General features: G+C 65.4%; 22 protein-coding genes and 1 tRNA gene. 18 read left to right on the top strand and 5 right to left on the bottom strand.

Features of this window, described 5'->3' with window-relative positions; all coding sequences use genetic code 11:
- Nucleotides 1-125: 125 nt before the first annotated feature.
- From IEJ03_RS10615 to IEJ03_RS10585, 7 genes are all read left to right on the top strand, one after another.
- Nucleotides 126-1514: a response regulator gene (locus tag IEJ03_RS10615; protein ID WP_192034829.1), complete on the top strand. Its 1389-nt coding sequence runs from the start codon at nucleotides 126-128 to the stop codon at nucleotides 1512-1514.
- An 88-nt stretch (nucleotides 1515-1602) separates the two neighbouring features.
- Nucleotides 1603-2412 carry a prolipoprotein diacylglyceryl transferase gene (gene lgt, locus IEJ03_RS10610; protein ID WP_192034828.1) on the top strand — a complete coding sequence of 270 codons (810 nt, stop codon included), beginning with the start codon at nucleotides 1603-1605 and terminating at the stop codon, nucleotides 2410-2412.
- A gap of 108 nt (nucleotides 2413-2520) precedes the next feature.
- A complete protein-coding gene (locus tag IEJ03_RS10605) occupies nucleotides 2521-3363 on the top strand; it encodes a thymidylate synthase (protein ID WP_192037284.1) in 843 nt (280 codons plus the stop codon).
- Nucleotides 3360-3902: a dihydrofolate reductase gene (locus IEJ03_RS10600; protein ID WP_192034827.1), complete on the top strand. Its 543-nt coding sequence runs from the start codon at nucleotides 3360-3362 to the stop codon at nucleotides 3900-3902. The genes IEJ03_RS10605 and IEJ03_RS10600 overlap by 4 nt, the downstream gene beginning before the upstream one ends.
- Before the next feature lie 193 nt (nucleotides 3903-4095).
- Nucleotides 4096-5361, top strand: a complete 1266-nt coding sequence (locus IEJ03_RS10595; protein WP_242457939.1) for a ProQ/FINO family protein — start codon at nucleotides 4096-4098, stop codon at nucleotides 5359-5361.
- A gap of 379 nt (nucleotides 5362-5740) precedes the next feature.
- On the top strand, nucleotides 5741-6826 hold the full coding sequence (locus IEJ03_RS10590; protein ID WP_192034826.1) for a porin: 1086 nt from the start codon (nucleotides 5741-5743) through the stop codon (nucleotides 6824-6826).
- Nucleotides 6827-6917: 91 nt separating this feature from the next.
- A complete protein-coding gene (locus tag IEJ03_RS10585) occupies nucleotides 6918-7982 on the top strand; it encodes a hypothetical protein (protein ID WP_192034825.1) in 1065 nt (354 codons plus the stop codon).
- Nucleotides 7983-8169: 187 nt separating this feature from the next.
- On the opposite strand, the gene IEJ03_RS10580 is transcribed toward IEJ03_RS10585, so the two are convergent.
- Nucleotides 8170-8400, bottom strand: a complete 231-nt coding sequence (locus IEJ03_RS10580) for a hypothetical protein (protein ID WP_192034824.1) — start codon at nucleotides 8398-8400, stop codon at nucleotides 8170-8172.
- 433 nt (nucleotides 8401-8833) lie between these two features.
- On the opposite strand from IEJ03_RS10580, the gene IEJ03_RS10575 reads away from it, so the two are divergent.
- Nucleotides 8834-10795: a diguanylate cyclase gene (locus tag IEJ03_RS10575; RefSeq protein WP_192034823.1), complete on the top strand. Its 1962-nt coding sequence runs from the start codon at nucleotides 8834-8836 to the stop codon at nucleotides 10793-10795.
- An 89-nt stretch (nucleotides 10796-10884) separates the two neighbouring features.
- Nucleotides 10885-11094: a hypothetical protein gene (locus tag IEJ03_RS10570; RefSeq protein WP_192034822.1), complete on the top strand. Its 210-nt coding sequence runs from the start codon at nucleotides 10885-10887 to the stop codon at nucleotides 11092-11094.
- A gap of 77 nt (nucleotides 11095-11171) precedes the next feature.
- Here the strand turns inward: IEJ03_RS10570 and IEJ03_RS10565 are convergent.
- Both IEJ03_RS10565 and IEJ03_RS10560 read right to left on the bottom strand, forming a co-directional pair.
- A tRNA-Arg gene (locus IEJ03_RS10565) sits at nucleotides 11172-11248 on the bottom strand.
- Nucleotides 11249-11263: 15 nt separating this feature from the next.
- On the bottom strand, nucleotides 11264-13399 hold the full coding sequence (locus IEJ03_RS10560; protein WP_192034821.1) for an EAL domain-containing protein: 2136 nt from the start codon (nucleotides 13397-13399) through the stop codon (nucleotides 11264-11266).
- 242 nt (nucleotides 13400-13641) lie between these two features.
- On the opposite strand from IEJ03_RS10560, the gene IEJ03_RS10555 reads away from it, so the two are divergent.
- Complete coding sequence (locus IEJ03_RS10555; RefSeq protein WP_192034820.1) at nucleotides 13642-14490, top strand: methyltransferase domain-containing protein; 849 nt, start codon at nucleotides 13642-13644, stop codon at nucleotides 14488-14490.
- A 3-nt stretch (nucleotides 14491-14493) separates the two neighbouring features.
- The gene (locus IEJ03_RS10550; protein WP_192034819.1) at nucleotides 14494-15525 is read left to right on the top strand and encodes a methyltransferase; all 1032 of its coding nucleotides are present in this window, start codon (nucleotides 14494-14496) and stop codon (nucleotides 15523-15525) included.
- Nucleotides 15526-15529: 4 nt separating this feature from the next.
- Here the strand turns inward: IEJ03_RS10550 and greB are convergent, their stop codons facing one another.
- Nucleotides 15530-16087 carry a transcription elongation factor GreB gene (gene greB, locus IEJ03_RS10545; RefSeq protein ID WP_192034818.1) on the bottom strand — a complete coding sequence of 186 codons (558 nt, stop codon included), beginning with the start codon at nucleotides 16085-16087 and terminating at the stop codon, nucleotides 15530-15532.
- Nucleotides 16088-16316: 229 nt separating this feature from the next.
- On the opposite strand from greB, the gene IEJ03_RS10540 reads away from it, so the two are divergent.
- From IEJ03_RS10540 to cysN, 6 genes are all read left to right on the top strand, one after another.
- The gene (locus IEJ03_RS10540; protein WP_242457938.1) at nucleotides 16317-18326 is read left to right on the top strand and encodes an alkaline phosphatase D family protein; all 2010 of its coding nucleotides are present in this window, start codon (nucleotides 16317-16319) and stop codon (nucleotides 18324-18326) included.
- 85 nt (nucleotides 18327-18411) lie between these two features.
- Nucleotides 18412-19053, top strand: a complete 642-nt coding sequence (locus IEJ03_RS10535) for an NUDIX domain-containing protein (protein ID WP_192034817.1) — start codon at nucleotides 18412-18414, stop codon at nucleotides 19051-19053.
- A gap of 4 nt (nucleotides 19054-19057) precedes the next feature.
- A complete protein-coding gene (locus IEJ03_RS10530; RefSeq protein ID WP_192034816.1) occupies nucleotides 19058-19504 on the top strand; it encodes a DUF1249 domain-containing protein in 447 nt (148 codons plus the stop codon).
- Nucleotides 19504-20238 (top strand): phosphodiesterase, encoded by a 735-nt coding sequence (locus IEJ03_RS10525; RefSeq protein ID WP_192034815.1) that lies wholly within the window; start codon nucleotides 19504-19506, stop codon nucleotides 20236-20238. Before IEJ03_RS10530 ends, IEJ03_RS10525 begins: the two co-directional genes overlap by 1 nt.
- Before the next feature lie 193 nt (nucleotides 20239-20431).
- Entirely contained in the window at nucleotides 20432-21349 is a 918-nt protein-coding gene (cysD, locus tag IEJ03_RS10520) for a sulfate adenylyltransferase subunit CysD (protein WP_192034814.1), read from the top strand.
- Nucleotides 21350-21453: 104 nt separating this feature from the next.
- Complete coding sequence (cysN, locus tag IEJ03_RS10515; protein ID WP_192034813.1) at nucleotides 21454-22881, top strand: sulfate adenylyltransferase subunit CysN; 1428 nt, start codon at nucleotides 21454-21456, stop codon at nucleotides 22879-22881.
- A gap of 174 nt (nucleotides 22882-23055) precedes the next feature.
- Here cysN and norR read toward each other — a convergent pair whose 3' ends face one another.
- Nucleotides 23056-24624: a nitric oxide reductase transcriptional regulator NorR gene (norR, locus tag IEJ03_RS10510; protein WP_192034812.1), complete on the bottom strand. Its 1569-nt coding sequence runs from the start codon at nucleotides 24622-24624 to the stop codon at nucleotides 23056-23058.
- A gap of 261 nt (nucleotides 24625-24885) precedes the next feature.
- Here norR and hmpA point away from each other — a divergent pair, with 261 nt between their 5' ends.
- Nucleotides 24886-26070, top strand: a complete 1185-nt coding sequence (gene hmpA / locus IEJ03_RS10505) for an NO-inducible flavohemoprotein (RefSeq protein ID WP_192034811.1) — start codon at nucleotides 24886-24888, stop codon at nucleotides 26068-26070.
- The last annotated feature ends 45 nt before the right edge of the window (nucleotides 26071-26115 follow it).

The raw sequence follows: 26115 nt of genomic DNA, 5'->3' as shown, positions 1-26115 counted from the left end.
GAGATCGTCTCGGCGGCACGGCCCGTTGGTGGTAGGGCGCCGCTAGCGTGTAAGGCTGTCATGACAGGGCTCCCGCGGGCACGTACACTCTCTTCATCTTCCATCGACGAACCCGAAGGCAGTCAATGCGAGTGGAAACGCGTCCGGATAGCCTGTGGCAGCGACTGATCTGGCCGGTGCTCTGGCCCTTGCTGCTGGCCGAGGTGGGCCTGGTCCTGCTGTGTGGCATCGCCTGGGGCATGATCTGGCGAGCGACACTCCCGGCGCAGAGCCTGTCACTCGTTCAGGCACTGCTCATGCTGGTGCTATTGGTCGGCACCGGCCTGATCGTCAGCATCTTCCTGGTCATGGTGCGCCACCGACTGCAGCGCTGGGAAACGCATCTGGGGGTGCCCTATGAGCGTCTCGAGCGACTGCTGCGCGAAGTGCACAAGGAGATGCCCAGCTGGCTCAAGCCCAAACGGGCCCATCTGAACGGCGGACCGGCGTGCGGCCCGGTGACGCGTCTCGAGACCCTGCTCGACAGCCTCGATAACCTCCTGAGTCGGCTCGCCGAGCGTCCCCATCTCGACCAGATGCTCACCGGCCTTTCGGCACCGGCCTTCATCATGCGTAATGACGTGCTGGTGGATGCCAACACCGCCTTCGAGCAGCTGATGGGGTGCCCGAAGGCCGACCTCAAGGGGTTGGGCACCCAGTGTCTGCTGCGCTGCGAAGACCCCGAGGCCGAATGGACCCGGGTGCGACTGCACGACAGCCACGGCGGCTGGCATGGGCTGCGGATGCTATCGCTGCGGGATCGCCACGATCATGAGCTGGGTATCCTCGAGCCGCTGGATGACGCGCCCGGCTATGTCGACCAGCTGACCCAGGCCCGCGACCGGGCGCGGGAAGACTCGCGTCTCAAGTCGACCTACATGAGCCTGTTGCAGCGCGAGCTGGAACCGGTGATTCAGGAACTCAACGCCTTTATCTCCGAGCATGCCAGCGCCCCCGGCGAGGCACGACTGCGCGAGCGACTGGCCGATGTCGGCGTGCTGGTGGCCAGCCTCTCAGAACCGGTGCCCGAACTGATGGGGCAGTCGACCGAGTCCCGTGCCGAGGAGGCGCCTTGCTCCTGGCCGAAGGTGTTGATCGTCGATGACGGCCCGGTCAACAGCATGCTGGCGCGCAATGTGCTTGAGGCCGAGGGCTTCGATGTGGATGTGGCCGACAGCGGCGATCGGGCACTGGCGCTTGCCGCCGAACGTTTCTATGACCTGGTGTTCATGGATATCTACATGCCCTCGATGGATGGCCTGGAGACCAGTCGCCGCTGGCGCGAGCGAGAGGCGCAAGCCGATGGCCGCGGGCGCAGCGTGCTGATCGCCCTGACCGCCAATGCCAGCCAGGCCGACCGGGAGCACTTCGCGGCCGCCGGCATGGATGATTATCTGGCCAAGCCCTACCGGCCCCAGGCCCTGGTCAAGATGGTCAGGCGCTGGCTGCCGGGGCGAGAGCGAGTCTCTGGCTGAGGCTCGGACCACTCTCCCGAGTCTTGGGCACTTCATGGCTCGATGCCTGTCTTACCAACCCCCTTTTACCCTTCGACCTGGATGCAAGATGCTGACTTATCCCGCGATCGATCCGGTGGCCATCGCCCTCGGCCCCTTCAAGATTCACTGGTACGGCCTGATGTACGTGATCGGCTTCGTCGCCGCCTGGTGGCTGGGCCGCCGTCGCGCCAGCCGCGTGGGGCTCTCGGGCGATGATGTGGGCGATCTGATCTTCTATGCCGCCATCGGCGTGGTCGCCGGCGGGCGGCTGGGCTACGCCTTCTTCTACGGGCTCGACCGGCTGCTGGCCGACCCGCTCTGGCTGTTCCAGGTCTGGGATGGCGGCATGAGCTTCCACGGCGGGCTGATCGGCGTGCTGGTGGCGATGCTGCTCTTCGCCCGCAAGCATCGCCTGGCCTTCTTCCAGCTGACCGATTTCGTGGCGCCGCTGGTGCCTATCGGCCTGGGAGCCGGACGTATCGGCAACTTCATCAATACCGAGCTGCCCGGCCGTGTCACGTCGCTTCCCTGGGGCATGCCGTTTCCCGGCATGGGGCCGGCCCCCCGGCATCCCTCGTCGCTGTACGAGGCGATCCTCGAGGGCGCGGTTCTGTTCGCGATCCTGTGGTGGGTGTCGGCGACCCCGCGGCGTCGCGGCCTGGTCTCCGGGCTCTTCCTCGCCTGCTACGGCGGCTTCCGCTTCCTGATCGAATTCGTGCGCCTGCCGGATCCCCAGCTCGGTTTCATCGCCTGGAACTGGCTGACCATGGGCATGCTGCTGTCCTTGCCCATGATCCTCGCCGGCGTGCTGCTGATCCTGTGGTCGCGTCGCTGCCCGGTGGATGACGCTCGGCCGGTCGACCCGGCGAGTGCCTGAGCGTCGAGCCCCATCGGTGGCTCGGGCAGGGCGGTGGCCGGCGATTCGCCGACTCAGTACACTAGGCGCTTTGTCACAACCTTCGGCGATGCCCTGATGCCAGACCTGATGCCAGACGACACCCACGACACCGCCACCGGCGCCGCCCCGGCGCTCGAGCAGCCCTATCTGGACCTGATGCGCCATGTGCTCGAACATGGCGTCACCAAGCACGATCGCACCGGCGTCGGCACCAGGAGCGTGTTCGGCCACCAGATGCGCTTCGACCTGGCGCGGGGATTCCCGCTGCTCACCACCAAGAAGCTGCACCTGCGCTCCATCATCCATGAACTGCTGTGGTTCCTCTCCGGCGACACCAATATCGCCTACCTCAAGGAGAACGGCGTTCGGATCTGGGACGAGTGGGCGGACGAGAACGGCGACCTGGGCCCGGTCTATGGCTATCAGTGGCGCAGCTGGCCGCATCCCGAGGGCGGGCATGTCGACCAGATCGCCAAACTGATCGAACAGATCAAGCACAACCCGGATTCGCGTCGGCTGATCGTCTCCGCCTGGAACCCGGCGCTGGTCGACGAGATGGCCCTGCCGCCTTGCCACGCGCTCTTTCAGTTCTACGTCAGCGACGGCCGCCTGTCCTGCCAGCTCTACCAGCGCAGTGCCGATATCTTCCTCGGCGTGCCCTTCAATATCGCCAGCTACGCGCTGCTGACCCAGATGATCGCCCAGGTCTGCGGCCTGGCACCGGGGGAGTTCATTCACACCCTGGGCGATGCGCACCTCTACTCGAACCACCTGGAACAGGCCGAGCTGCAGCTCTCCCGCGCGCCGCTGGCCGCGCCCAGCCTGTGGCTGAACCCCGAGATCGATGATCTCTTTGCCTTCCGCTTCGAGGACATCCGCATCGACGGCTACGAGGCGCATCCCCATATCAAGGCCAAGGTGGCGGTATGAGCGAGCAAAACGAAGCCCACGGCGTCATCGACACCCTGGTGCCGGTAGCGATGATCGCCGCCATGTCCCGTAACCGGGTGATCGGGGTCGACAATCAGCTGCCCTGGTACCTGCCCGAGGATCTCAAGTTCTTCAAGGCCATGACCCAGGGCAAGCCGCTGGTCATGGGTCGCAAGACCTTCGAGTCGATCGGCCGGCCGCTGCCGGGGCGGCGCAATATCGTCATCACCCGCGATGTGAGCTTCGCGCATCCCGGGGTGAGCGTCTGCCACGACCTGGCCAGCGCCCTGGACCTCGCCGATCAGCAGGCGATCATCGATGGGGTCGAGGAGATCATGGTGATGGGCGGCGCCCAGATCTACGCTCAGGCCATGGCGCATGCCAGCCGGCTCTACCTGACCGAGGTCGATATTACCCTCGAGGGTGATGCCTTCTTCCCCGAGTTCGAGGAAGCCGAGTGGCACCGCGAGCAGGTCGTGGACGGCTCGCCGGCCGAGGGGCAGCCGGCCTACGCTTTCTGCGAGTATCGGCGTCGCTGAAAGCAGGCCGTGTCGCAGGCCAGGGCCGCACCGTTTGTCAGGAAGCCGTGGCTGACACACACTTGGCAGAATGGCGGCCGCGACGGAGGGTGAGGTGCCGTCGGGCCGATTCATCTGGCCGAGTCATCTGGTCGAGTCATCTGGCCGAGACGGTCCGGCCGATTATCGTAAGACGCGCATGGAGGGGCATGCCTTGAACAACGAACGCACCGCGGCCTTGCTGGCGACGCTGGAAGCCTGCGCCGAGGCACGGCTTGAAGAGCTGGCCCAGGCCAGGGCCCGGGTGGCGGCGCTGGTCGAACAGAATCGCCGGCTCGAGGCGCGCAGCCATGAGCTCGAGATAAAGAGCCGTGAGCTGGAAACCAGGAGCCATGAGCTCGAAACACAGCGCCGTCGGCTTGAAAGCAAGAGCCGTGAGCTCGAACAGCAGCACGATGCACTCACCCGCGAGCATCAGGCGCTGGGCGAGACCTGTCGCGAGCTCGAGGAAAAGTTCGCCCGCGCGCCCCATACCGCGGATGGTCATGCCCATCCCCGCAGTCAGGGGCTCGCCGCGCTGCTCTCTCACCGGGCCCGGCCGGAGTCGGCCGCCGCGCAGGCGACACCGCATCCGCCCAGCACGTCTCGCGCTGCGCCCTCGCGTTCAGAGGCGTGTCCAGAAGCACAAGAGGCATCCGGGGCGGTGCCTCTGGCGGCGGCCTCGCCCGAGGCCGATTCCTCCCACACAGACCGGGCGCCGTCGGCGTCAGCCGAGTCTCAGGCTCGCGCTCGGCAAGCTCAAGCCAACGCTCAAGTCCAAAACCAGTCTCGGGCACCCTCGACCGATTCCTCGGCCGAGCCCGCGCCGGACGCCTCAGGGGCGCTGGCGAGCGAGCAGGGTAGCCCGTCGACCGGCGAGGTGCCATCGCCCCAGGCGCTGCTGAACCAGTGGTATCGCCGCTACCCGGATGCCTTCTTCAAGGGCCATGTGCGGCCGCTGCGGGTGGGCATCCACGAGGACCTGCTGGCTCGCGAACCCTGGCCCGAGAAGCTGGTGCGCCGGGCGCTGGCCTGCTACGTGCATCTGCCGCGCTATTTGAAGGCGGTGCGTCAGGGAGCCGAGCGGGTCGGGCTCGACGGCGAGGCGGCCGGTCCGGTCAGCGAAGGCGAGGCCCGCTATGCCCGCAAGAAACTCGATGAGTTGCGTGCCCAGCAGCAGGCCGAGCGTCGCAAGGCGGGGCGTGCCGGGAAGAAGCGCGAGGGCGGCAAGGTGAGTGCGGCGGGCAAGACTGCGGCAGCGAAGTCTTCTGCGCCTGACGCTTCTTCCCAGAAGTCTCCGAGGCCCGGAACCTCCTCCCCCGAGGCCCCTGCGTCGGATGCTTCCTCGAAAGTCCCCTCAGAACCCTCCTCCCAGGAAGCCCCCGGCGAGCGCATGGAGCGCAAGCTCGGGGCGCTGCTCGCCAAGCACGGTTCACGCTGAGCCTCCCTAGAGCGTTGATACAGTAGGCTTTGTATCGACGCTCCGCCCCATGGATGATGGTGACCGCCGCCTGTCGTGTGTCGGTCATATGGCCATGGCACTCTCGGCCGGGCGAATGCCCCGCGGCATGACAGCGGCAGCGGGACAGGGTTCCATCAATCTAGTGAATCGAGATTGAAAACAGTGTTTTTTCTTGTTGCACTCCGGAAAAACCCGGTATATGGTTTCCCTGCGAGCATTGGATTATAACAAGGCCAACATCGGATCGACGTTTCGGGTATAAGCGGTACACCCGGGCGAAATAAAACCGAAAGGCCGGCTGCATCAAGCAGCACTACGATCGAAACCTGAAGCTAGTCACATTAAAGGACTTATCGCGATGAAAAAGACACTCTTAGCGACTGCTATCGCCGGCGCCATGGTGGTTTCCGCCTCCGCTTCCGCTGCTACCGTCTACAACCAGGACGGCACCAAGCTGGACATCTACGGCAACATCCAGATGGCGTATAACAGCGTCAAGGATGACAACGGCGATTCCCAGGACAGCGTTGACGACAACGGCACCACTTTCGGCTTCGCCGCAGAGCATGTCATCACCAGCGACGTGACCGGCTACCTGAAGCTGGAACTCGATGATTTCGCCGCTGACGAAATGGCGACCTACGATGACACCGGCGATTCCGGTGACACCGCCTATGTCGGTGCCCGGGGTTCCTTTGGTGACGTTCGCTTTGGTTCCTACGACCAGCTGATCGATGATTGGATCCAGGATCCGGTTACCAGCAACGAATATTTTGACCTGTCCGACTCCACCTCTGCTCATGGTGCGGGCGGCGCTCAGCAAACCGACAAGCTGACCTACACCTCGCCGTCTTTTAACGGCCTGCAGTTCGCCGTGGGTACCCAATATAAGGGCTCCGACGAAGGCGAGAACGTGACCGATTCCGGTGAGGCCTCCTTCTTCGGTGGTGCCAAGTACACTCTGGGCGCTTTCTCCATCGCCGCTGTCTACGACAACCTCGATTCCCTCGATGTCGCCAATGCTGGTGGTACAGGCCAGTACGTCATCGACAACGATCCGGATAGCAGCACCTATGGTGACGTCGTTCTTGATGATGCTGCGGCAGCTGAAGGTGATTTCGGTGACCAGTATGGTGTGACCGCTCAGTACACCATCGGTGCCCTGCGCCTGGCCGCCAAGTACGAGGTCTTCGAAGACGGCAGCACCGACAACGATACCGAATTCGTCGCTCTGGGTGCCCGCTCCGGCTACGGCATGGGCGATGTCTACGGCGCCGTTCAGGAAGTCAGCTACGATGACGCTCGTGATGACCGCACCGAAGTGATCGTCGGCGGCACCTACAACATCTCCGATGCCATGTACACCTACCTCGAAGTCGCTACCCGTGATGCTGAGAATGACGAAGGCGACGGCTTCGCCACTGGTATCACCTACGTCTTCTAAGCTTGCCTGCAGGGTTTGACCCTGTAGCCTCAGGCTTATATAACGAAAGCCGGCCCTTGGGCCGGCTTTTTTCGTCTTGATGCGAGGTTTCATGAAACAGCCCATTGTCACCGGCCTGGTCGCCCTCGGCCTGTCGCTTGTCAGCGCCACGGCACCTGCCAGCACCATGCAGGAGCGCTTCCGCGAGGAAGGGCGCGGGCTCGATCTGACCGGCTTCTTCCAGCCCCAGAACGATGCCCGTAGCCAGAGTTTTCGCTATGGCGGAACACACGAGCATGCCTTCAGTGTAGAGGAGGCCGGTGGATACCTGTTCGAGAGCCGGGTGCCGGGTGGAGAGTCCGAGGACTACCGGGTCGAGGCGGTGCTGCTGGATGCCGACGGCAACGAGCTCGCCCGTGGCGAGGGGCTAGGTCAGAACGGTGGCCTGGCACTGCGCGAGCCGCTTGAGCCCGGTGACTATGTGCTGCGGGTCCAGGGGCAGAAGTTCGGCACGCGCAGCAAGGGAGGCAACAGCTTCTATATCACGGTGACGGGCCTCGATGCCGAAGGCAATCGCACCGCGGCCGTGGATGATGGCGATGGTCTCTTTGCCCGTAAAGGCGCCGACGGCAAGCGCAGCGCCTTCGTCAGCAGCAAGGACTCGGTCGCTACCCTGACGGCGCCCGCCGCTGCCGCCTCCAGTACGCAGTCGGCTGGCGAGGCAGCAGGAGACGTATCAGGTAAGGAAGAGATGCGGTTGGCCGCGCCCGATGCACCGGAGCCCAATGCGTCTGAGCCCGAGACGCCACAGGCTGCGGATGCCGCCGACGAGTCGACTGCTGCTAAGGCCGAGGCCTTTCAGGAGCTCGTCGCCGATGTCAAGATCCGCGCCCGGGGCGAGGTGCTGTCGTTCCGCATGCAGGAGGCGGGAACGGTGGCGATCACCACCGCGACCTATCCGACCGGCTACGAAGACACCTATCGCATTGTGCTTGAGGTGCGGGACGCCGCCGGCCGAGTGGTCGCCAGTGACGCCGGGGAAGGCTTCGATGGTGATGTAGACCTCGAGGCGCGCCTCGAGCCCGGGCAGTATGACATCTGGGTCAATGGCCAGAAGTTCGGTACGGCGATGAGCGGCGTCAACAACTACGAGCTGCGCGTGCAGCGACTCGACTGAGGCTTCCGATTCGTTTTCCCGTGCGCCTAACTAGAGGAAGACACCGGACGCGGATACGCAAGGCGAAGGGCCTGCCACACGGCAGGCCCTTCGCTTTTTAGGGGATGGGGATCAAGGAGGGAGGCGGGCTTACAGACCTGCCTGTCATCCTATTATCCCGTCATGCCCACCAGCCAGCCCGAATCGATCAGGAACCGGCGTCCTTTTCCTCGATCATCATGCGGATCAGCTCCTCAAGTTCTTGAACGTGTTTTTCGAGGGCCTCGACCCGGGGCTGGTCGGACTTGGCGGTTTCCTCGCTGATCATCGCCATGTGTTTCTCCACGGCTTCAGAGTCCATCGCCAAGGCCGAGCCGGCCATCAGTAGCGATGCCGCGAGCCCCGCGGTCAGGGTCTTCAGGTTGATGACGGTGTTCATGGCTCACCTCACTGTTGCGCTTCCCTGTCGGGTGGCGCGGTTAAGAACCGGGGCCCATCGACAGCCTCTCGATGGCCTTTGCGGCAACATGACCCGATGGCGGGCCGTGAGACTTGGTGCGCGAAGTGCCTCCTGCCTTACACTCACAGCAGGTGTAAATCGGCTCTGCCTGTCCGGTGATCTGGGCGGCGGCAGCGAAGCCGAGTCCTGCGCTCATTCCGGTGCAGGGCAGAGGTAATCGAGAAGGAGGTTCTGGCGAGTTCGGCGGCTAAGTCGTTGCCGGATACGTGCGGTGAAACCGGCGGGGGCGCGAGTAAATCATGAGGCCTTTCATCTTGAAATCGGCGAAAGTCTGAGGCCTCAAGGAGGATAGTCGGCCAAGTGAATCATGATAAGGTGGGGAAAAGTTCGTGAGCTAATGGATGCCAACTGCATGATGCGACTCCTGGGCACGCTGCATTCCCGTCTGATGCTATGGATCGGCATGGGCTGGGTCGTGTTGATCGTGTCGACACTCGCCTTCGCCTACCTGAGCGGTAGCGAGCTGATTCGACAGGCCAACATCAGTCACCTGACCTACGAGGCCAACCTGATTGCCCAGCAGGTCGAGCGCTCCATCGAGCAGCGCGTGATCGCCCTGGAGCGGCTCGCCGACCAGGTGAGCGAGGACCTGCCCACCCAATCGTCCCAGTCGGTGATTCGTCACGAGCCGATGCTGGCCCTGTTCGATCGCCTGGCCCTGGTCTCTGACGAGGGCCGCATCATTGCCAGCTACCCGCGGCTGGAGAGCCTGCACAACCTGGATGTCTCCGATCGTGACTACTACCGGGATGTGCGTGCCCTGGGCGAGCCCTACGTCGGCGAGCCCATCAAGAGTCGTGTCAACGGTCGCCCGCTGGTGGTGGTCAGCGTGCCGATCACCAATGCTGAGGGAGACTACGCCGGTCAGGTGGTCGGCACCGTGAGCGTCGAGTCCAGCAGCTTCTTCGATAGTCTGCGGCGCATTCGCATCGGCGATGACGGCTTCGCTTCCTTGTTCAGTGCCGAAGGCACCGTGCTCTCTCACCCCGATCGGAGTCGGGTGATGACTACCATCGGCACCGGCGTCAACGATGATGCCGTCTCCTTGGCCCTGCTGGGCTGGGAGGGGGCCGACGAGGGCATTATGGCTGGCGGCGAGCCTGCCCTGGAGGCCTTCGTTCAGGTCTGGAATGCCGGCTGGATCGTCAGCGTGACCCTGCCGATGTCTCAGGTGCAGGCCCCGATCGGTCTATTGGTGCGCAAGCTCTGGTGGGTGGGGCTGGTCACCTTCCTGCTGATGCTGCCCTTCCTATGGTGGTTGCTGAGAGTGGTCCTGGGTTCGCTGCATCGCCTGGAGCGCCAGATCGGTCAGGTGGCCGGCGGCCAGCGCACCCGAGTGCAATTGAGCACCCGGATGCGGGAGCTGCGCCAGCTGGGCGCGACCTTCAATCGGCTCGAGCAGCAGCGGGAGGAGGTCACGGCCAGGTTACACAAGCGTCAGGCCTTCCTGGATGCGGTGCTGGCCTCCTCGCCGGTGGGCATGTTCGTGGCCACCCCGGAGGGCGAGATGCAATACGTCAATCCCGCCCTGGTGAAGCTGGTGGGCCACGAGGGCGCCGCCGGCCAGGCCGTTCAATGGGCTGAATACATTCACCCGGAGGATCGGCAAGACTTCCTCGAGCTGTGGCGGGAGGCCATGAAAAGTGGCCGGGCGTTCCTGCGCCAGATCCGTTGCACCCATGCCGATGGCTCACTTTTGTGGCTGGAGGTGCATGCCGGTCAGGTAATTCATCAGCAGGAAGTGCTCGGCCATGTGGGCACGGTCAAGGATATCACCCAGCGCCGCGAGCAGGAGGTCATCCAGCGCTGGGAGGCGGAGCACGACCCCCTGACCAGCCTGCTCAATCGCCGCGGCTTCGAGCGGCGCCTGGAGGAGGCCTTCGCCGAATGGCAGCAGACGCGCCAGCAGTCGGTGCTGATGCTCTTCGACCTGGACCATTTCAAGCCGATCAATGACGAAGGCGGCCATGCCCTGGGTGATGACATGCTGCGGGCCATCGCCGACGCCATTACCCCCTTGGTACGCCGGAACGACTGCGTCGCCCGTCAGGGTGGCGACGAATTCGCGATCCTGATGCCGAGCTGCACTCTGAGTCAGGCCCGCGAGGTGACGCGGCAACTGCTGGAAACGGTTGCGGCGCTGGAGGTCTTCGCCGCGGGCAAGGGCTATCGCGTCACCCTGAGCCTGGGCGCGGCCTGCTTCCTCGAAGCGGATCTCGGCATCGAGGAGGTGATAGCGCGCGCCGATGCGGCGAGCTATCAGGCCAAGCGAGAGGGGCGCAATCGAGCCATTGAGTTTGCCGAACCGGCATGAGCCGCCGTGTAAGCGTCGGCGGAGGCGGGCGTCCACGTGAGCGCCTGCCATACTGTAGCGATGACGGTGTCGGAAAGGAGAGACATGCCATGCCGCACGATGAGTACACCAGCATCGAGCCCCTGCCGGATGGCAGCTACCGGATCACCTGTTGCAACGATCACCACGGTCACCCGGTCGTCGAGCGTGTCCACGACATCGACGGGGGCGAGACGCCGCGCTTCCTGATCAAGGCCGAGAATGGCCAGCTGTGGATCCATTGCCGGCAATGCGAGCGAGGCAACTACTGCGATGTTTAGCCAGCTGCGATATCTAGACCGACCAGGCGTATGGGCGGGAAGTGGTTCGGGAGGCGTGGGGTGGTGTCAGGAAGAGATGGCGCCCCCTGAAGGATTCGAACCTTCGACCTATCCCTTAGGAGGGGATTGCTCTATCCAGCTGAGCTAAGGGGGCGTGGCAGGGCGAGTATTATAAGCTGCTGATGGCACGAGATAAACCCTCGTCGCCGCCTGATGTTCCAGGCGATGACAAGCGGCGCAGCGGGTAGCGGGGCGCGGCCGCATCGCTCAGGTAGTGTTCATGAAGTTGCTCGTAGGACATTGGCCTGCCGATCAGGTAGCCCTGGGCCAGGTCGCATCCCATGTTCCGAATGCTGTCGAGCTGGGTCTCGGTCTCGATGCCTTCGGCTAGCACCTGGCGCTGCATGGCGTGTCCCATGGCGATGATGCCGCTGATGAACTGGTGCTGATCCTCGCGGCTGTCCACATGCATGACCGCACTGCGGTCGACCTTGATCGTGTTGAGCGGCAGCTGGCTTGCATAGGTGATCGAGGAGATGCCGGCGCCGAAGTCATCCAGCGCGACTAGGGCGCCGTGCTGGCGGGCCTCGTTGAGCAGGCTGCAGGCCAGGTCCAGGTCATGGAAGTGCGTGGATTCGAGCACCTCGGCGACCAGGAAGGGGGCGGTGAGGTCATGGCGATGGCGAGTCGCCGACAGTGCCTCGATGAAGGCGCCGGTCTCGATCTGGTCCTGGGCCAGGTTGACGCCGATGAGGGCATGATGGCCATGGCGGCGCAGCAGGCTCACCACCTGGCCCGCCTGATCGATGAGCCAGCGACCGAAGGGCAGGCTCAACGAGGAGTGGGTGATGATGTCGATGAAGTGCTGTGGCCCCAACACGCCTTTTTCGGGATGTCGCCAGCGGGCCAAGGCCTCGAAGCCGATGATCTCGTCGTTGGCCAAATCCAATACCGGCTGGAAATGAAGCTCGATCTCGCCGCCCTCGAAGGCGGCCTTGACTCGGACCAGGGCATCTTCCGTCTGGTGGCAGAGCATCTTCGGATCGGCGAGGGCGATGCGGTTCTTGCCTTGTTGCTTGGCCGCGTACATGGCCGCATCGGCGGCATCCAGCAGGGCGCTACTGGTGGTGTCGTGGGCGGCGGTGAAGGCGATACCCACCGATGCCGAGACCGTGACCCTTTCGCCGTTGTCCAGCGCATAGGGCTGGACAATGTCGTCGAGTACCTTCTGGGCGACCTTGCGGGCCTTCTCGACGGTGCCCAGGCCGTTGAGAGCGATCACGAATTCGTCGCCGCCGAAACGCGCCGTGAGATCGTTGGCCCGCATCAGGCGTTTCAGGCGTCGGCTGATCTCGACCAGCAGGGCATCGCCACTGGCATGGCCGAAGCTGTCGTTGATCGGCTTGAAGTCGTCCAGATCCAGAAACAGCACGGCGAGGCCCGTCTGGGTGAATTCCAGGCTCTCGAGCTGGCGCTCCAGCAGGGTGTTGAAATGACTACGATTGAACAGCCCGGTCAGCGGGTCGTAGCTCGCGATGCGCTCCAGTCGCGCCTGATTCAGGCGGCGCTGGGTGATGTCGCGAAACACCCCGATGTAGTTGACGATTTCTCCGTACTCGTCGCGAATGGCCGAGATGGTGGTGTTCTCGATCAGCTGACTGCCATCCTTGCGGGTGTTCCAGATATCGCCGGTCCAGAAGCCCCGCGCCTCGACCGCGGCGAACATGCTCTGGTAGAAGCCGGAATCATGCTTGCCCGATGACAGCAGGTTAGGACGCTTGCCCAGCACCTCGGCCTGGGGGTAGCCGGTCAGGCGGGTGAACGCGGGGTTGGTGTCGATGATGCGCTTGCTGGCATCGGTGACCAGGATGCCGTCATGGGTGTTGCGGAACACGGCCCGAGTCAGCGCCAGGTGTTGCCAGGCCTGCTCGCGTGCGCTGACATCGCGCTGCAGCCCCACCAGGTAGCGGCGCCCGGCGTCGGTGACGATGGTCGAAAGGCTGAGCTCGTTCCAGAAGAGGGTGCCGTCCTTGCGTCGGTTCTTCATCGTCAGGGTGATCGGCGCGCCTTTCCGGATGGCCTCGCGTAGCCGATCGATGTCCGCGGCATCGGTATCGTCGGCCTGCAGGAAGCGGCAGGAGCGGCCGATCACCTCGTCGCGTCGGTACCCGGTGAGGACTTCGAAGGCCTCGTTGACATATACCAGGGGGGCGTCGTGCGCTTCGCCGTCCGCCACGGAAATCGACAGGCTGGGGATCTCAAGTAGCCGAGTGAGTTGTCGGGGCAGGGGGGCAAGTTGCGTCACTGATGGCATTCCCGGCGAAGAAAGAGAAATAAATGACCACTCTTGGCCCTGAAACCAGAGGTAAGTGGGTATTAATAATTGTTAGCTAATTAAAAAATACTAGATTTTTCATTGTTATTTGTTACGGGCTGGATCATACCGTATTCCTCAAACGCCAGCCATGCATCCCGTTTCGGGCCATGAGTCATGTCAAGTTTCCGGCTAGAATAGGCGCCTGACTTTCTTCTCGTTCGGAGCCCTCGATGGCCGCCATTTCACCGCCCGGCTCGCCGGCCTCTTATCTCTCCGTAAATGGTGATCGCCACTTCGATGGTCTGGCCGACAAGTTCGCCGCGGGGCTCTATGGCAGTGTGCGCGGTGATATTCGCCTCGCGGTGCTCGATCATCTGCTGCCGCGTCAGCTGGCACTGGCCGGCCAGCCGGTGCTGGACGTGGGCGGTGGACTCGGCCAGATGGCGCACTGGTTCGCCGAGCGCGGCCATCCGGTGACCCTGCTCGAGCCCTCCGCCGAGATGCTGGCGCGAGCGGAGGTCGCCTTGGCCGACACCGAGGTGCGCCTGATTCAGGCGCCGCTACAGCAACTCGCCGTGCAGGCGCCTGGACCCTGGCCGCTGATCGTCTGCCATGCGGTGCTCGAGTGGCTGGCCGATCCCCGTGACGCCCTGATGCGGCTGGCCGACCGGCTCGCCCCCGGCGGTCAGCTGTCGCTGATGGTCTTCAATCGCGATGCCTTGCGGCTGTCGAACGTGGCCAAGGGTAACCTCGACAAGGTGCTCGAGGATCGCCTCGCGGGCACCGGCCAGCGCCAGCGCCTGACACCGATCTCGCCGCTGACCCATGGCCAGATCGCGGCCTGGGCCGAGGAGGCGGGGCTCACCATCGAGGCCCGCGCCGGCGTGCGCGTCTTCCACGACTACCTCACGGCCCGCGAGCTCGATGCGGCAGCGATGGACAAGCTGGTCGAACTCGAGCGGCGCTATTGCGACGTCGAGCCCCACTGGCGGCTGGGCCGCTACCTGCTGTACACCCTGAGCCGACCGGCCGAGGCTGCCGGCCGCGTTTCTTCCACCACTCACGCCACCGGAGCCTGATCGATGCCCGCCGAGACCGCCGTTTGCCAGCTGCTGGAACGCCAAGCCATGGACTACCGGGGCTGGCTATGGGTCGCGCCGCCACGGGATGCCTGGCTGGAGGAGGGCGAGGGTCGTTTGCTTTCCGCCGACCACGCCGTGGTGGAGGCCTGGCGCGCACGGGGCAGGCTGGCGTCCTCGGCCCTGGCGGATGATCCTTGCCATGAGCCGGTCCCGCCGCCCGGTGCCGTGCTGTTCTGGCCCAAGAGCCATGCGCTGGGGGAGTGGTGGCTGCTCCGGCTTTGTCAGGCCCTGCCGGCCGGAACGCCCCTGCAGGTGGCGGGAGAAAACAATGGCGGCATCAAGCGCGCCCTCAAGGTGCTCGCGGCCCTGGGGCTCGGCTGTCGCAAGCGCGATAGCGCGCGCCGCTGCACCCTTTACGAGACCCGCCTCGAGCCGGTGAGCCTGAACCCGGATCTGGCCTGGAGCCGGTTCGAGGCCGAGGGGCTGACGCTCGCCAGTCATCCGGGCGTCTTCGGCCATGGCAAGCTCGATGACGGCACCCGGCTGCTGCTCGAGCGCCTGCCGGCGCTGCTGCCCGAGGGCGACGCCGCCATGGGCGAGAGCGAGACGCAACACGCGGTGCTGGATGTGGGCTGCGGTGACGGCATTCTGGCGGCCTGGCTGGCGCGCCGGGGCGCCGCCGTGACGGCGGTAGACGTCAATGCCTTCGCGGTGGAGGCCACCCGTCGCACCCTGGCAGCCAATGCGTTGCCCGGTGAGGCGCTGGCGAGCGATGTCTATTCCCGGCTAGAGGGGCGCCGCTTCGATGCCATCGTCAGCAACCCGCCGTTTCATCAGGAGCGGGCCATCGATTTCGGCCCGGCGGCGCGGCTGATCCGCGAGGCGCCGGCGCATCTGGCCCCCGGCGGCCAGCTGGTGCTGGTGGCCAACGCCTTCCTGCCCTATCCCGACCTGCTCGAGGCCGCCTTCGGTAGCTTCGAGGTTCTCGCTGACGACCGACGCTTCCGGGTCTACCGCGCCGTCAGGCGCTAGGGGATCAGTTCCGCCCGGTATCGGCCGCCTGGGGATCGCGGTACTGGATGTCGGTGATGATATAGGTGGTCTCGCCGGCGGGGGCCGCCACCGTCGCCTCGTCATCCAGCGCCTTGCCGAGCAGCGCCTTGGCCAGCGGCGCGTCGACGCTGATCCAGTGGCGATCGCTGCGGGTCTCGTCGTGGCCGACGATGCGGATCTTGAGCTCCTCGCCGTCCTCGTCCTCCAGGGTCACGAAGGCGCCGAAATAGACCTTGCCAGTATCCGCGGGCAGGCGGTCCACCACCTGAAGTTCGTCCAACCGCTTGGTCAGGTAGCGGATGCGCGCGATGACGCGGTTCAGCTCCTTCTTGTTGTAGGTGTAGTCGGCGTTTTCGCTGCGATCGCCGAGGGCCGCCGCCTCACCGACCTTGGCCGAGAAGGCGGGGCGCTTGACTCGGGACAGGTGATCGAGGATGCCCTTGAGCCGGGCATGGCCCTCGGCGGTGATCAGGTGGCTCTTGGGTTCCTGGCGGGGGTCCTTGGCCGGATCCCGCCAGCGCGTCATGTTGCGCCCCTTCATGCTAAGGCCCTCGTTGCGATGGTTGAGGGCACCTTACGCAAGGCAGGTGACTTCGCCAAGTCTCGCCGTGGGCCTGCCGGTGCTGAGATAACCAGGCCGGTGTCGAGGTCACAGGCCGGCGACGAGGACATCGCGGTGCGTCGCCACACGACGTAGATGTCGACAAAAAAGGTGCACCCGTCCGTTAAGGCAAGACGCCATCCCGGGCGCTGGGGTAGGCTTGGGGCCCATGATGTCGACCGATTCCTCTCCCTTTGCCGAGGCGTGTCCCGATGCGCCTTTACCCGACGTGCTCGCCGGCCCGCTGCTGCGTCGCGTCGCCCCCGAGCGGCTGGTGCTGTGGCTGGTGGGCACCCGCGCGCTGCCTCTCGAGCTTGAGTTGACGCCGGCGGACGGCAGCGAGGCGCGGCGCCTGGTGCTGGACGAGACGCACTGTCGCTGCCTGCCAGTGGGGCGCTACGCGGTGGTGCACCTCATCGATATCCCGCTCGAGACGCCGCTGCCGGAAGACGTGCGCATCGACTACGACCTGGTGATACGCGATGCACCTGCAGGCGCCCGCGGTATCGCCGACTGGGCCTCTCACCTCTGCTATGACGGCGCCGCTCTGCCCGGCTTCGTGATCGCCTCCCGGATCGGTCAACTGCTGCACGGCTCCTGTCGCAAGCCTCATCACCCCGGGGGCGATGGTCTGGTGCGTGCCGATGCCTGGCTCGGCGAGCGCTGGACTGAGACCCATGAGCGGCCGGCCTGGCTGTTGATGACCGGCGACCAGATCTATGCGGACGATGTCGCCGGGCCGATGCTCGCCGCCATTCATGCGCTGATCGGGCGACTCGGGCTCGTCGATGAGACGCTCGAAGGCGCCGAGGTAAAGGACAGTGGCGAGCTTTATGCTTCGCCCAAGGGCTACTATGCCCGTGAGGCGCTGCTGCCCGATGTCTATAACTCCGAGGCGCTGCGCGAGCGCTTCTTCGGCGGGGTGCGCAAGCCGATCTTCACCACCGCGAATGCGCGCAATCATCTGATCACCTTCTCAGAGATGCTGGCCATGTATCTACTGGCCTGGTCGCCGGTGCCCTGGCGGCTGATCGCGCCAGCCGCACCGCCGCTGGATGCCGACTGTCGTGACCAGTACGACCAGGAAGCCACGGTGATCGAGGACTTCGTGACCGGCTTGCCGGCGGCGGCTCGGGTGATGGCCAATGTGCCGACCCTGATGATCTTCGATGATCATGACGTCACCGACGACTGGAACCTCACCGCCGCCTGGGAAGAGACCGCCTACGGACATCCCTTCTCGAGGCGCATCATCGGCAATGCGCTGCTGGCCTATCTGCTCTGCCAGGGCTGGGGCAACGACCCGGACCGGCTCGCGGTCCCCGTCGAGGAGCTGGCCGGCCTGCTCACCGAGACGACTCAGGCGAGCCAAGTGCCGCAGGCGACATCGAGCGCAGGCGGCGGCTGGCTGGAGGCCGAGGCGCAGGATGCGACGATCGCCCGCCTGCTGCGCTTCGAGGGCTGGGAGGTGATCGTGCCCGGCACGCCCAAGCTCATCATGCTCGACACCCGTACCCGGCGCTGGCGCAGCGAGGTGCGACGCCATCGCCCCTCCGGACTGATGGATTGGGAGGCCTTGAGCGAGCTGCAGCAGGAACTGCTCGACGAGGCCTCGGTGCTGATCGTGTCGCCGGCGCCGATGTTCGGCGTCAAGCTGATCGAAGCCGTGCAGAAGCTCTTCGCCCTGGCCGGCAAGCCGCTGCTGGTCGATGCCGAGAACTGGATGGCCCATCGGGGGGCCGCCAGCGTGATGCTCAACATCTTTCGTCATTCGCGCACTCCTGGGAATTACGTGATCCTTTCCGGCGACGTGCACTATTCCTTCGCCTACGACATCGAGGTGCGCCACCGTCGCCAGGGCCCGCGGCTCTGGCAGATCACCTCGAGCGGGCTGAAAAACACCTTCCCCGATACCCTGCTCGACTGGTTCGATCGCCTGAACCGCTGGCTCTATGCGCCGCGCTCGCCGCTCAACCGTCTTACCCAGCGTCGCGCCCTGCGCATCCGCCCCCGTGACCCGGATCGGGCCCGCGCCGGCGAACGGCTATGGAACGGTGCCGGCATCGGCCTGGTGTGCCTGGATGATCGGGGGCGTCCCCGTGAGGTGCGCCAGCTCGATGCGCGTGGCTTCGACGTGCGCTTTCCACCGCGTGACGATCCACCGCGTGACGAGCGCTGAGTTGCGGCGGGGCAGAGTGGCCCGAGGTTGGCAGCGGGCGGTCGGGTCGGGATAATGGCCTCTTTGATTCTGACCCGGAGGCCCGATGGGCGAGCACCACGACCCGACCCCCGAGCTTGCTGCGCCGCGCTTCGGCCAGGCCGATGTCGAGCGCCTGGACGACGAATGCCTGCATCAGGGCTTCTTCCGCCTGGAGCGCCGGCGCCTGCGTCATCGGCGCTTCGAGGGAGGATGGAGCGAGGAGGTGGTTCGCGAGGTGCACGTGCGCTTCGATGCCGTGGGGGTCTTGCTCTATGACGTCGAGCGCGATGCCGTGGTGCTGGTCGAGCAGATCCGCGCCGGCGCCCTGGATGATGCCGTCAGCCCCTGGAAGCTCGAGCCGGTGGCGGGGCTGGTCAAGCCCGGCGAGACCCCGGCCGAGGTGGCAAGGCGCGAGGCCATCGAAGAGGCCAACTGCCCGATCGGTGAACTGATCGAGCTTCACAGCTACTACCCGAGTCCCGGCGCCTGCAGCGAGCGAGTCACCCTGTTCTGTGGCCTGGTCGACAGCGCCGGGCTCGGCGGTGTGCACGGGCTCGACGAGGAACACGAGGACATTCAGGTGCATGTGCTACCGTATCTGAAGGCCTGGGAACTCCTCGATGCCGGGCGACTCGACAATGCCATGTGCCTGATCGCCTTCCATTGGTTGGCGCGCGAGCGGGCCTCACTGCGCGCACGGAGGTAATCCTGTGGCCAGAACCGCCTACGTCACCGACCTGAAGACCCTGCAGGGCGAATGCAGCGCCAACTACCTGCGGCTCACTCGCCTCTTGGGCGAGCTCGACGCCGGGGAGCGCCGTGAGGTTGCCCTGTCCGGCCGCGAGCAGCGCTTCGGCACCCTGCACCTCGACGTGCTCGAGTGTGCTCCCTATACCACCATCGTGCGGGTCACCCAGTCCGGGGTGCTCGATGCGGTCATCGATCCGCCCTGCATGCGTGTGCACCTCTATCACGACGTGCGCATGGCCGAGGTCACCGACTTCCAGCGTCAGCGCCACTTCCACGGCCGCTATCGCTACCCCAACGCTCGGATGCACCAGCCTGACGAAAAGCTCCAGCTCAATCGCTTCCTCGGCGAATGGCTCGAGCATGGCATGGCCCATGGCCACTCCCTCGACGCCCCGGTGCTGCGCTGATGCGTGTGGTTCAAGTCACCGATACGCATCTGCATGCCGACCCCGAGGCGCGTTCGCGCACCGGCTTCCCGCTGCGCCAGCTCCACGCCGTGCTGGAGCATGCGAAAGACCAGCGCCCGGATGTGCTGCTGGTCACCGGTGATGTCAGCCAGGATGAGTCCCAGGCCTCCTACGCCCATGCGCAGGAGGCCTTCGCTTCCCTGGGCTGCCCCTGGTTCTGGCTGCCTGGCAATCATGACCAGCCGGACCTGATGGTCGAGCATCGTGAACTCAACGGCGAAGTCGATCTGGGCCATTGGCGGCTCTTGCTGCTCGATACCCGGGTCAACGGTCAGCCCCATGGCGAGCTTGGCCAGGCCAGGCTGCAGGCGCTGGCCGAGCAGCTCGAGGGCGACGATCGTCCGACCATGCTGGTGATGCACCATCCGCCGGTGGCCATCGGCTCTGCGTGGATGGACGCCATCGGCCTTCATGATCGCGAGGCGCTGTGGCAGACCCTCGCCGCCTATGCCCAGGTAAGGGCCATTCTCTGTGGCCATATTCATCAGGCCTTCGCCAGCCGTGAGTCGCTGGCCGAGGGCGAGGTGGCGGTGTTCGGCTGCCCGGCCACCACCGATCAATTCCTCGGTGGTTCGCCCCACTTCGCCGTCGATGAGGCCTCGCGCCCCGGCTATCGGGTGGTCGATTTCCACGGTGAGACGTTGACCACCTGGGTCGAGCGGGTCGACCTGTGACCGCCAGTCGATCAGCCGCGGCCGGATCGCCCGATCCGGCCTCTTTATATCCTTTGAAGCTAAAAAGATAGTTCTTCATTCTTTGACGTTATCAGCGTCGCCTCGTTACCCTAGCCCCATCACGCTGCCGCGAGTCCGCCAGAAGCGGGGCCTTCCGGCCGTTCGCCTCCCATCAATAGAGCCCGAAACGCCGATGACCGAGTTAACCCCCGAACGCCTGACCCATCTGAAGCAGCTCGAAGCCGAGTCGATCCACATCATCCGCGAGGTAGCCGCCGAGTTCGCCAATCCGGTGATGCTCTACTCGATCGGCAAGGACTCCTCGGTGATGCTGCATCTGGCGCGCAAGGCCTTCTATCCGGGCACGCCGCCGTTTCCGCTGATGCACGTCAATACCACCTGGAAGTTCCGCGAGATGATCGAGTTCCGCGACCGCATGGCCGCCGAGGCCGGCATGGAACTGATCGAGCACATCAACCAGGAAGGCGTCGAGGCGAACATCAATCCGTTCGATCACGGCAGCTCCAAGTACACCGACATCATGAAGACCGCCTCGCTCAAGCAGGCGCTCGACAAGCATGGCTTCGATGCCGCCTTCGGCGGCGCGCGCCGCGACGAGGAAGCCAGCCGCGCCAAGGAGCGCGTCTACTCCTTCCGCGACAAGTACCACCGCTGGGACCCCAAGCAGCAGCGTCCGGAGCTGTGGAATATCTACAACGCCAAGGTCAACAAGGGCGAGTCGATCCGCGTCTTCCCGCTCTCCAACTGGACCGAGCTCGACATCTGGCAGTACATCTACCTGGAGTCGATCTCCATCGTGCCGCTGTACTTCTCTGCGCCGCGTCCGGTGGTGCATCGCGATGGCATGGACATCATGGTCGACGATGACCGCCTGCCGCTTGCCGAAGGAGAGGTGCCCGAGGAGAAGTGGGTCCGCTTCCGTACCCTGGGCTGCTACCCGCTGACCGGCGCCGTGGAATCGAAGGCCACCACCCTGCCCGAGATCATCCAGGAGATGCTCTTGACCCGCACCTCCGAGCGCTCGGGTCGCGCCATCGACCACGACCAGGCCGGCTCGATGGAGAAGAAGAAGCGCGAAGGTTACTTCTAGGCCCGCGCCTCCTCACGGCTTCTTTCGCCCTTTTCCGTCGGTTGGCCCGTCGTGTTTCAGCACGGCGCCTCACGCCAACCGGCCAGACTTTTCCGGGATACGTCATGGCTCATCAATCAACCCTGATCGCCGACAACATCGAGCAGTACCTGCACGAGCACGAGAACAAGGACCTGCTGCGCTTCATCACCTGCGGCAGCGTCGATGATGGCAAGTCGACCCTGATCGGGCGGCTGCTGCACGACTCCAAGATGATCTACGAGGATCAGCTCGCGGCCATCACCCAGGCCTCCAAGACCAGCGGCACCACCGGTGACCAGGTCGACCTGGCTCTGCTGGTCGACGGCCTGCAGTCCGAGCGGGAGCAGGGCATCACCATCGATGTCGCCTATCGCTTCTTCTCCACCGACCGGCGCAAGTTCATCATCGCCGACACCCCGGGTCACGAGCAGTACACCCGCAACATGGCCACCGGCGCCTCCACCGCGAGCCTCGCGGTGATCCTGATCGATGCTCGCCACGGCGTGCAGACCCAGACCCGCCGCCACAGCTACATCGCCGACCTGCTGGGCATCCAGCACCTGGTGATCGCGGTCAACAAGATGGACCTGGTCGACTACTCCGAGGCGCGCTTCAACGAGATCGTCGCCGAGTACCAGGCCTTCGCCGAGAACCTCGACGCCCCGGACATCCGCTTCGTGCCGCTGTCCGCGCTGACCGGCGACAACGTGGTCAACGGCAGTGACCACATGGCCTGGTTCGATGGCGAGCCGCTGCTCTCGCTGCTGGAGACCGTCGAGGTCGCCCACGACTCGAACCTTTCCGACCTGCGCCTGCCGGTGCAGTACGTCAACCGCCCGAACCTCGACTTCCGCGGCTACTGCGGCACCCTGGCCGCCGGCATCCTGCGCCCCGGCCAGGCCATCAAGGCGCTGCCGTCGAACAAGACGAGCAAGGTCGATCGCATCGTCACCTTCGACGGGGACCTGGACGCCGCCTACCCGGGCCAGGCGATCACCGTGACGCTAGAAGACGAGATCGACATCTCACGCGGCGACTGGCTCGTCGCCGCGGACGCCGAGGTGCCGATGTCGAACGCCTTCGAGGCCGACATCGTCTGGATGCACGAAACGGCGCTTGAGCCCGGCCGGCCATATGATCTCAAGCTCGCCACCCGCGACCTGACCGGCCAGGTGAGCCACATCGACTACCAGGTCGACGTCAATACCCTCGAGCACAAGGACGCCGAGCGCCTGGAGCTCAACGCCATCGGCCGCTGCCAGGTGGAGCTGACCGCCGAGGTGCCGGTGGACGACTACCGCAAGAGCCCGGGTACCGGCAGCTTCATCGTCGTCGACCGCCTGACCAACGTTACCGTGGGCGCCGGCATGATCCGCGGCGTCGCCAAGGGCAGCGGCCAGGTCGCCGGCGAGGTCGACTGGCAGGCCTTCGAGGTCGAACTCAACGCCCTGGTGCGCAAGCACTTCCCGCACTGGGAAGCCAAGGATGTGAGCGCGCTGCTGGGGCATTGAGACGCCGCCGAGGCCAGCAAGCCGCAGACTGAAAGGCCCCGTCACCCTTAGGTGGCGGGGTTTTTTTGTTCGCCTGTCGCGGCTTTTCTCTGGGGAGTCGACGCCCGGCGGACTAGGCTGCAGGGAAAGATCGTTCGCCGGGGAGGGCGGGACGTCTGCTCGTTTTCTGTTGTGCTAGCCCTTCAGCCCCAGGCGTCGGGCCAGGCGGTGCAGGTTGCCGGGGTCGATGCCCAGTGCTCGGGCGGTGGCTGCCCAGTTGCCGGCGTTCGCCTCGAGGTGGGCCTGGATGTGGCGGCGCTGAAAATCGTCGGTGGCCTCCCGCAGGGGCAAGGCCACAGCGTCGCTGATGGCGACTGCCGTGGGCTTGGCGGATGCCTCGGCTAAGACGGGTGTCGCGCTGGTGGGGGTATCGGGCAGCGCCAGGTGGCGGAGTGACAGGCGCAGGATCGCCTGGTGTCGCGCCTGTGGGCCGACGGGACCCAACTCGCCCAAGGCTCTCAGCGCCGCCCGGGCCAGGGTGTGCTCGAGCTCACGGACGTTGCCCGGCCACTGCCAGGACGTCAGCGCGGCCATGGCCTGCGCGTCGAGGCGCAGATTGGCGACCCCTAACCGTATGCGGTTGTCCTCGAGGAAGTGGCCGGCCAGCAGCAGCATGTCTTCGGGGCGTTCGCGCAGCGGCGGGACGGCCAGGGGGAAGGCGCTCAGGCGGTGATAGAGATCCTCCCGAAAGCGGCCCGCCTCGACCTCGGCGGCCAGGTCGCGATTGGTGACGGCGATGATGCGGACATCGATGCGTTGCGGGCGTTCGCTGCCCAATGGCTGTATCTCGCCTTCCTGCAGCGCCCGCAGCAGCTTGGGCTGCAGGGCCAGGGGTAGCTCGCCGATCTCGTCGAGCATCAGGGTGCCGCCATCGGCCATGGCGAAATGGCCGCGGCGATCGCTCGCGGCCCCCGAGAAGGCGCCGCGCCGATGGCCGAACAATTCGGATTCGATCAGCTGCTCGGGCAGGGCGGCGCAATTGACCTGCACCAGAGGGCCGCGGTGGCGGTGTGACCGGGCATGCAGGGCGCGCGCCACCGCTTCCTTGCCGACCCCGGTCTCGCCATGCAGCAGCACGCTCATGTCGGTGGGGGCCACCAGGGTCAGCGCATTCGTCAGTCGCGCCATGGCGGGGCTGTGCCAGTGTTGCAGGGGGGTGCTGCGCTGCTCGTCCTCCAGCGCTTCGCTGAGTCGAAGGCGAGTGGTGCTGAGCTGCTCGGCCACTCTCAGGCAGGTGCCGAGCAGACGCGCGGCGGCCAGCAGCTCGTCCTCGTCGAGGTCGGCCAGGCCGTTCACGGCCAGGGCGTCGAGGGTCAGCAGGCCGATCAGCCGATCACCGTCCCTGAGGGCGACGCCCAGGCAGTCGTGTACCTGGCTAAGGTCCTCGTCGAGCAGGCCATCGAAGGGATCGGGCAGCTCGCTGTCGGGCGGGAAGCGGCAGACACCTGGGTGTGCAGCGATGGCGGCCAGGCGTGGATGCTCCTCCAGCCGGAAGGGGCGACCGCGCACGTCGTCGGGCAGGCCCAGCACGGCTACCGGGCGCAGCACGCCCTGATCCATCACCATCAGGGTGCTGGCATCGGCTCGGGTGCCACCGATCAGCGTCTTCAGCAGGCGGGTCCAGTCATCGGGGTAGGAGCCTTCGGTATCGGCCTCGGAGAGGCGGGCGAGCAGGTCGCGTAGGGAGGTCAGGAAGGCGGTCATGATAATGTCTTAATTACACTTAATTGTCTTAATGACATCACTTGTCGTGTCATATTGTCAATGCGGGTGTCGTGATGAGCCGGTTTGGGCCACGCCTCTGCAGCCGGGGCGGCGCTGCAGTGACCGGGGCGCCTGGCGCGCTTCGGGGAGGGCATCGAGCCGAGCGGTTCTGGCATGGCAGTTGCAATGACAGTGGAACGGGACGTGATCGCCTATCGGTCCGCCCCTTTATCCGCGTCATGACCAAGAGTGAGTCCCTGCATGCTGACGAACGACCAGGAACGCCTGATCGATGCCACCGCGCCGGTGGTGGCCGAGCACCTCGATACCATCACCTCGCGCTTCTATCCGTTGATGTTTGCCCGTTACCCGGAGGTCGCGGAGCTGTTCAACGCGGCGCACCAGGCCGATGGGGCCCAACCGCGGGCCCTCGCCGGTGCGGTGCTGGCCTATGTGCAGCTGCGACGCGATCCCGCCCGTGCCCGTCAGGTCCTGGCCACGGTGGTCAGCAAGCATGTCTCGCTGGGCATTCGTCCCGACCAGTACCCGATCGTCGGCGAGTGCCTGATGGCGGCCATCGGCGAGGTGCTGGGCGATGCCGTGACTCCCGAGATCGCTGATGCCTGGGGTGGACTCTACGAGGAGCTGGCCGGGCTCCTGATCGAGCTCGAGGACCATCGCTATCACGAATTCGCCGCGCGCCAGGGCGGCTGGCGAGGCACTCGAACCTTCCGGATCGCCGAGACGCGTCAGGAGAGTTCGGTGATCCGCTCCTTCGTGCTGGTGCCCGAGGATGGCGGCGCCGCGGCAGATTTTGCGCCGGGGCAGTACATCGGGGTGCGCTTAACGATCGATGGCGCCGCGGTCCATCGCCACTACAGCCTCTCGGCGTCGCCCAACCAGGAGAGCTATCGCCTGTCGGTCAAGCGCGAGCCCGAGGGATGGGTCAGCCGACATCTGCATGATGTGCTTGGCGTCGGCGACACCCTGGAGCTGCTGCCGCCGGCCGGGGAGCTGACTCTCGTGGAAGGTGGCGCGCCGGTGATGCTGCTCAGTGGAGGCGTCGGTCAGACGCCGATGCTGCCGCTGGCGGCACAGGCGCTGAGTCAGGGACGTGAGGTGGTCTACCTGCATGCCGCCCAGGATCACGCTCAGCATGCCTTCGCCGAGGAACTGGCGGCGCTGAAGGCGGCCTATCCCGAGCGTTTGACCTGCGCCGTCGTCTACGAGCGCGCTGAGGAGGGAGATTCCGAGGCCGATCATGCGGGGCGTCTGGATCGCGAGCTGCTGGCCCGATACCTGCCGGTCGGGGAGCCACATTGCTACTTCGTCGGGCCGCAGGGCTTCATGACGGCGATGGATCAGGCACTGGCGGCGCTTGGGGTCGATGAGGATCATCGCCATTACGAGCACTTCGGACCCTCGCGCCCCCTCGAGGACCGCTAGCGTCATCCTTCGCACAAGGGGTGCGTTGCTGAGTCTCTATCGCGC

The organism is Halomonas sp. YLGW01 (assembly GCF_014840935.1).
Taxonomy (GTDB): Bacteria; Pseudomonadota; Gammaproteobacteria; order Pseudomonadales; family Halomonadaceae; genus Onishia.
This window is presented reverse-complemented; position numbering and strand designations above follow the sequence as displayed.

Coding starts and splice junctions, on each gene's coding strand:
- IEJ03_RS10535 (WP_192034817.1), top strand. CDS start 18,412: ATGGGCGAGCACCACGACCCGACCCCCGAGCTTGCTGCGCCGCGCTTC.
- cysD (WP_192034814.1), top strand. CDS start 20,432: ATGACCGAGTTAACCCCCGAACGCCTGACCCATCTGAAGCAGCTCGAA.
- greB (WP_192034818.1), bottom strand. CDS start 16,087: ATGAAGGGGCGCAACATGACGCGCTGGCGGGATCCGGCCAAGGACCCC.
- IEJ03_RS10600 (WP_192034827.1), top strand. CDS start 3,360: ATGAGCGAGCAAAACGAAGCCCACGGCGTCATCGACACCCTGGTGCCG.
- lgt (WP_192034828.1), top strand. CDS start 1,603: ATGCTGACTTATCCCGCGATCGATCCGGTGGCCATCGCCCTCGGCCCC.
- cysN (WP_192034813.1), top strand. CDS start 21,454: ATGGCTCATCAATCAACCCTGATCGCCGACAACATCGAGCAGTACCTG.
- IEJ03_RS10580 (WP_192034824.1), bottom strand. CDS start 8,400: ATGAACACCGTCATCAACCTGAAGACCCTGACCGCGGGGCTCGCGGCA.
- IEJ03_RS10570 (WP_192034822.1), top strand. CDS start 10,885: ATGCCGCACGATGAGTACACCAGCATCGAGCCCCTGCCGGATGGCAGC.
- IEJ03_RS10540 (WP_242457938.1), top strand. CDS start 16,317: ATGATGTCGACCGATTCCTCTCCCTTTGCCGAGGCGTGTCCCGATGCG.
- IEJ03_RS10550 (WP_192034819.1), top strand. CDS start 14,494: ATGCCCGCCGAGACCGCCGTTTGCCAGCTGCTGGAACGCCAAGCCATG.
- IEJ03_RS10525 (WP_192034815.1), top strand. CDS start 19,504: ATGCGTGTGGTTCAAGTCACCGATACGCATCTGCATGCCGACCCCGAG.
- hmpA (WP_192034811.1), top strand. CDS start 24,886: ATGCTGACGAACGACCAGGAACGCCTGATCGATGCCACCGCGCCGGTG.
- IEJ03_RS10585 (WP_192034825.1), top strand. CDS start 6,918: ATGAAACAGCCCATTGTCACCGGCCTGGTCGCCCTCGGCCTGTCGCTT.
- norR (WP_192034812.1), bottom strand. CDS start 24,624: ATGACCGCCTTCCTGACCTCCCTACGCGACCTGCTCGCCCGCCTCTCC.
- IEJ03_RS10605 (WP_192037284.1), top strand. CDS start 2,521: ATGCCAGACGACACCCACGACACCGCCACCGGCGCCGCCCCGGCGCTC.
- IEJ03_RS10575 (WP_192034823.1), top strand. CDS start 8,834: ATGATGCGACTCCTGGGCACGCTGCATTCCCGTCTGATGCTATGGATC.
- IEJ03_RS10555 (WP_192034820.1), top strand. CDS start 13,642: ATGGCCGCCATTTCACCGCCCGGCTCGCCGGCCTCTTATCTCTCCGTA.
- IEJ03_RS10615 (WP_192034829.1), top strand. CDS start 126: ATGCGAGTGGAAACGCGTCCGGATAGCCTGTGGCAGCGACTGATCTGG.
- IEJ03_RS10590 (WP_192034826.1), top strand. CDS start 5,741: ATGAAAAAGACACTCTTAGCGACTGCTATCGCCGGCGCCATGGTGGTT.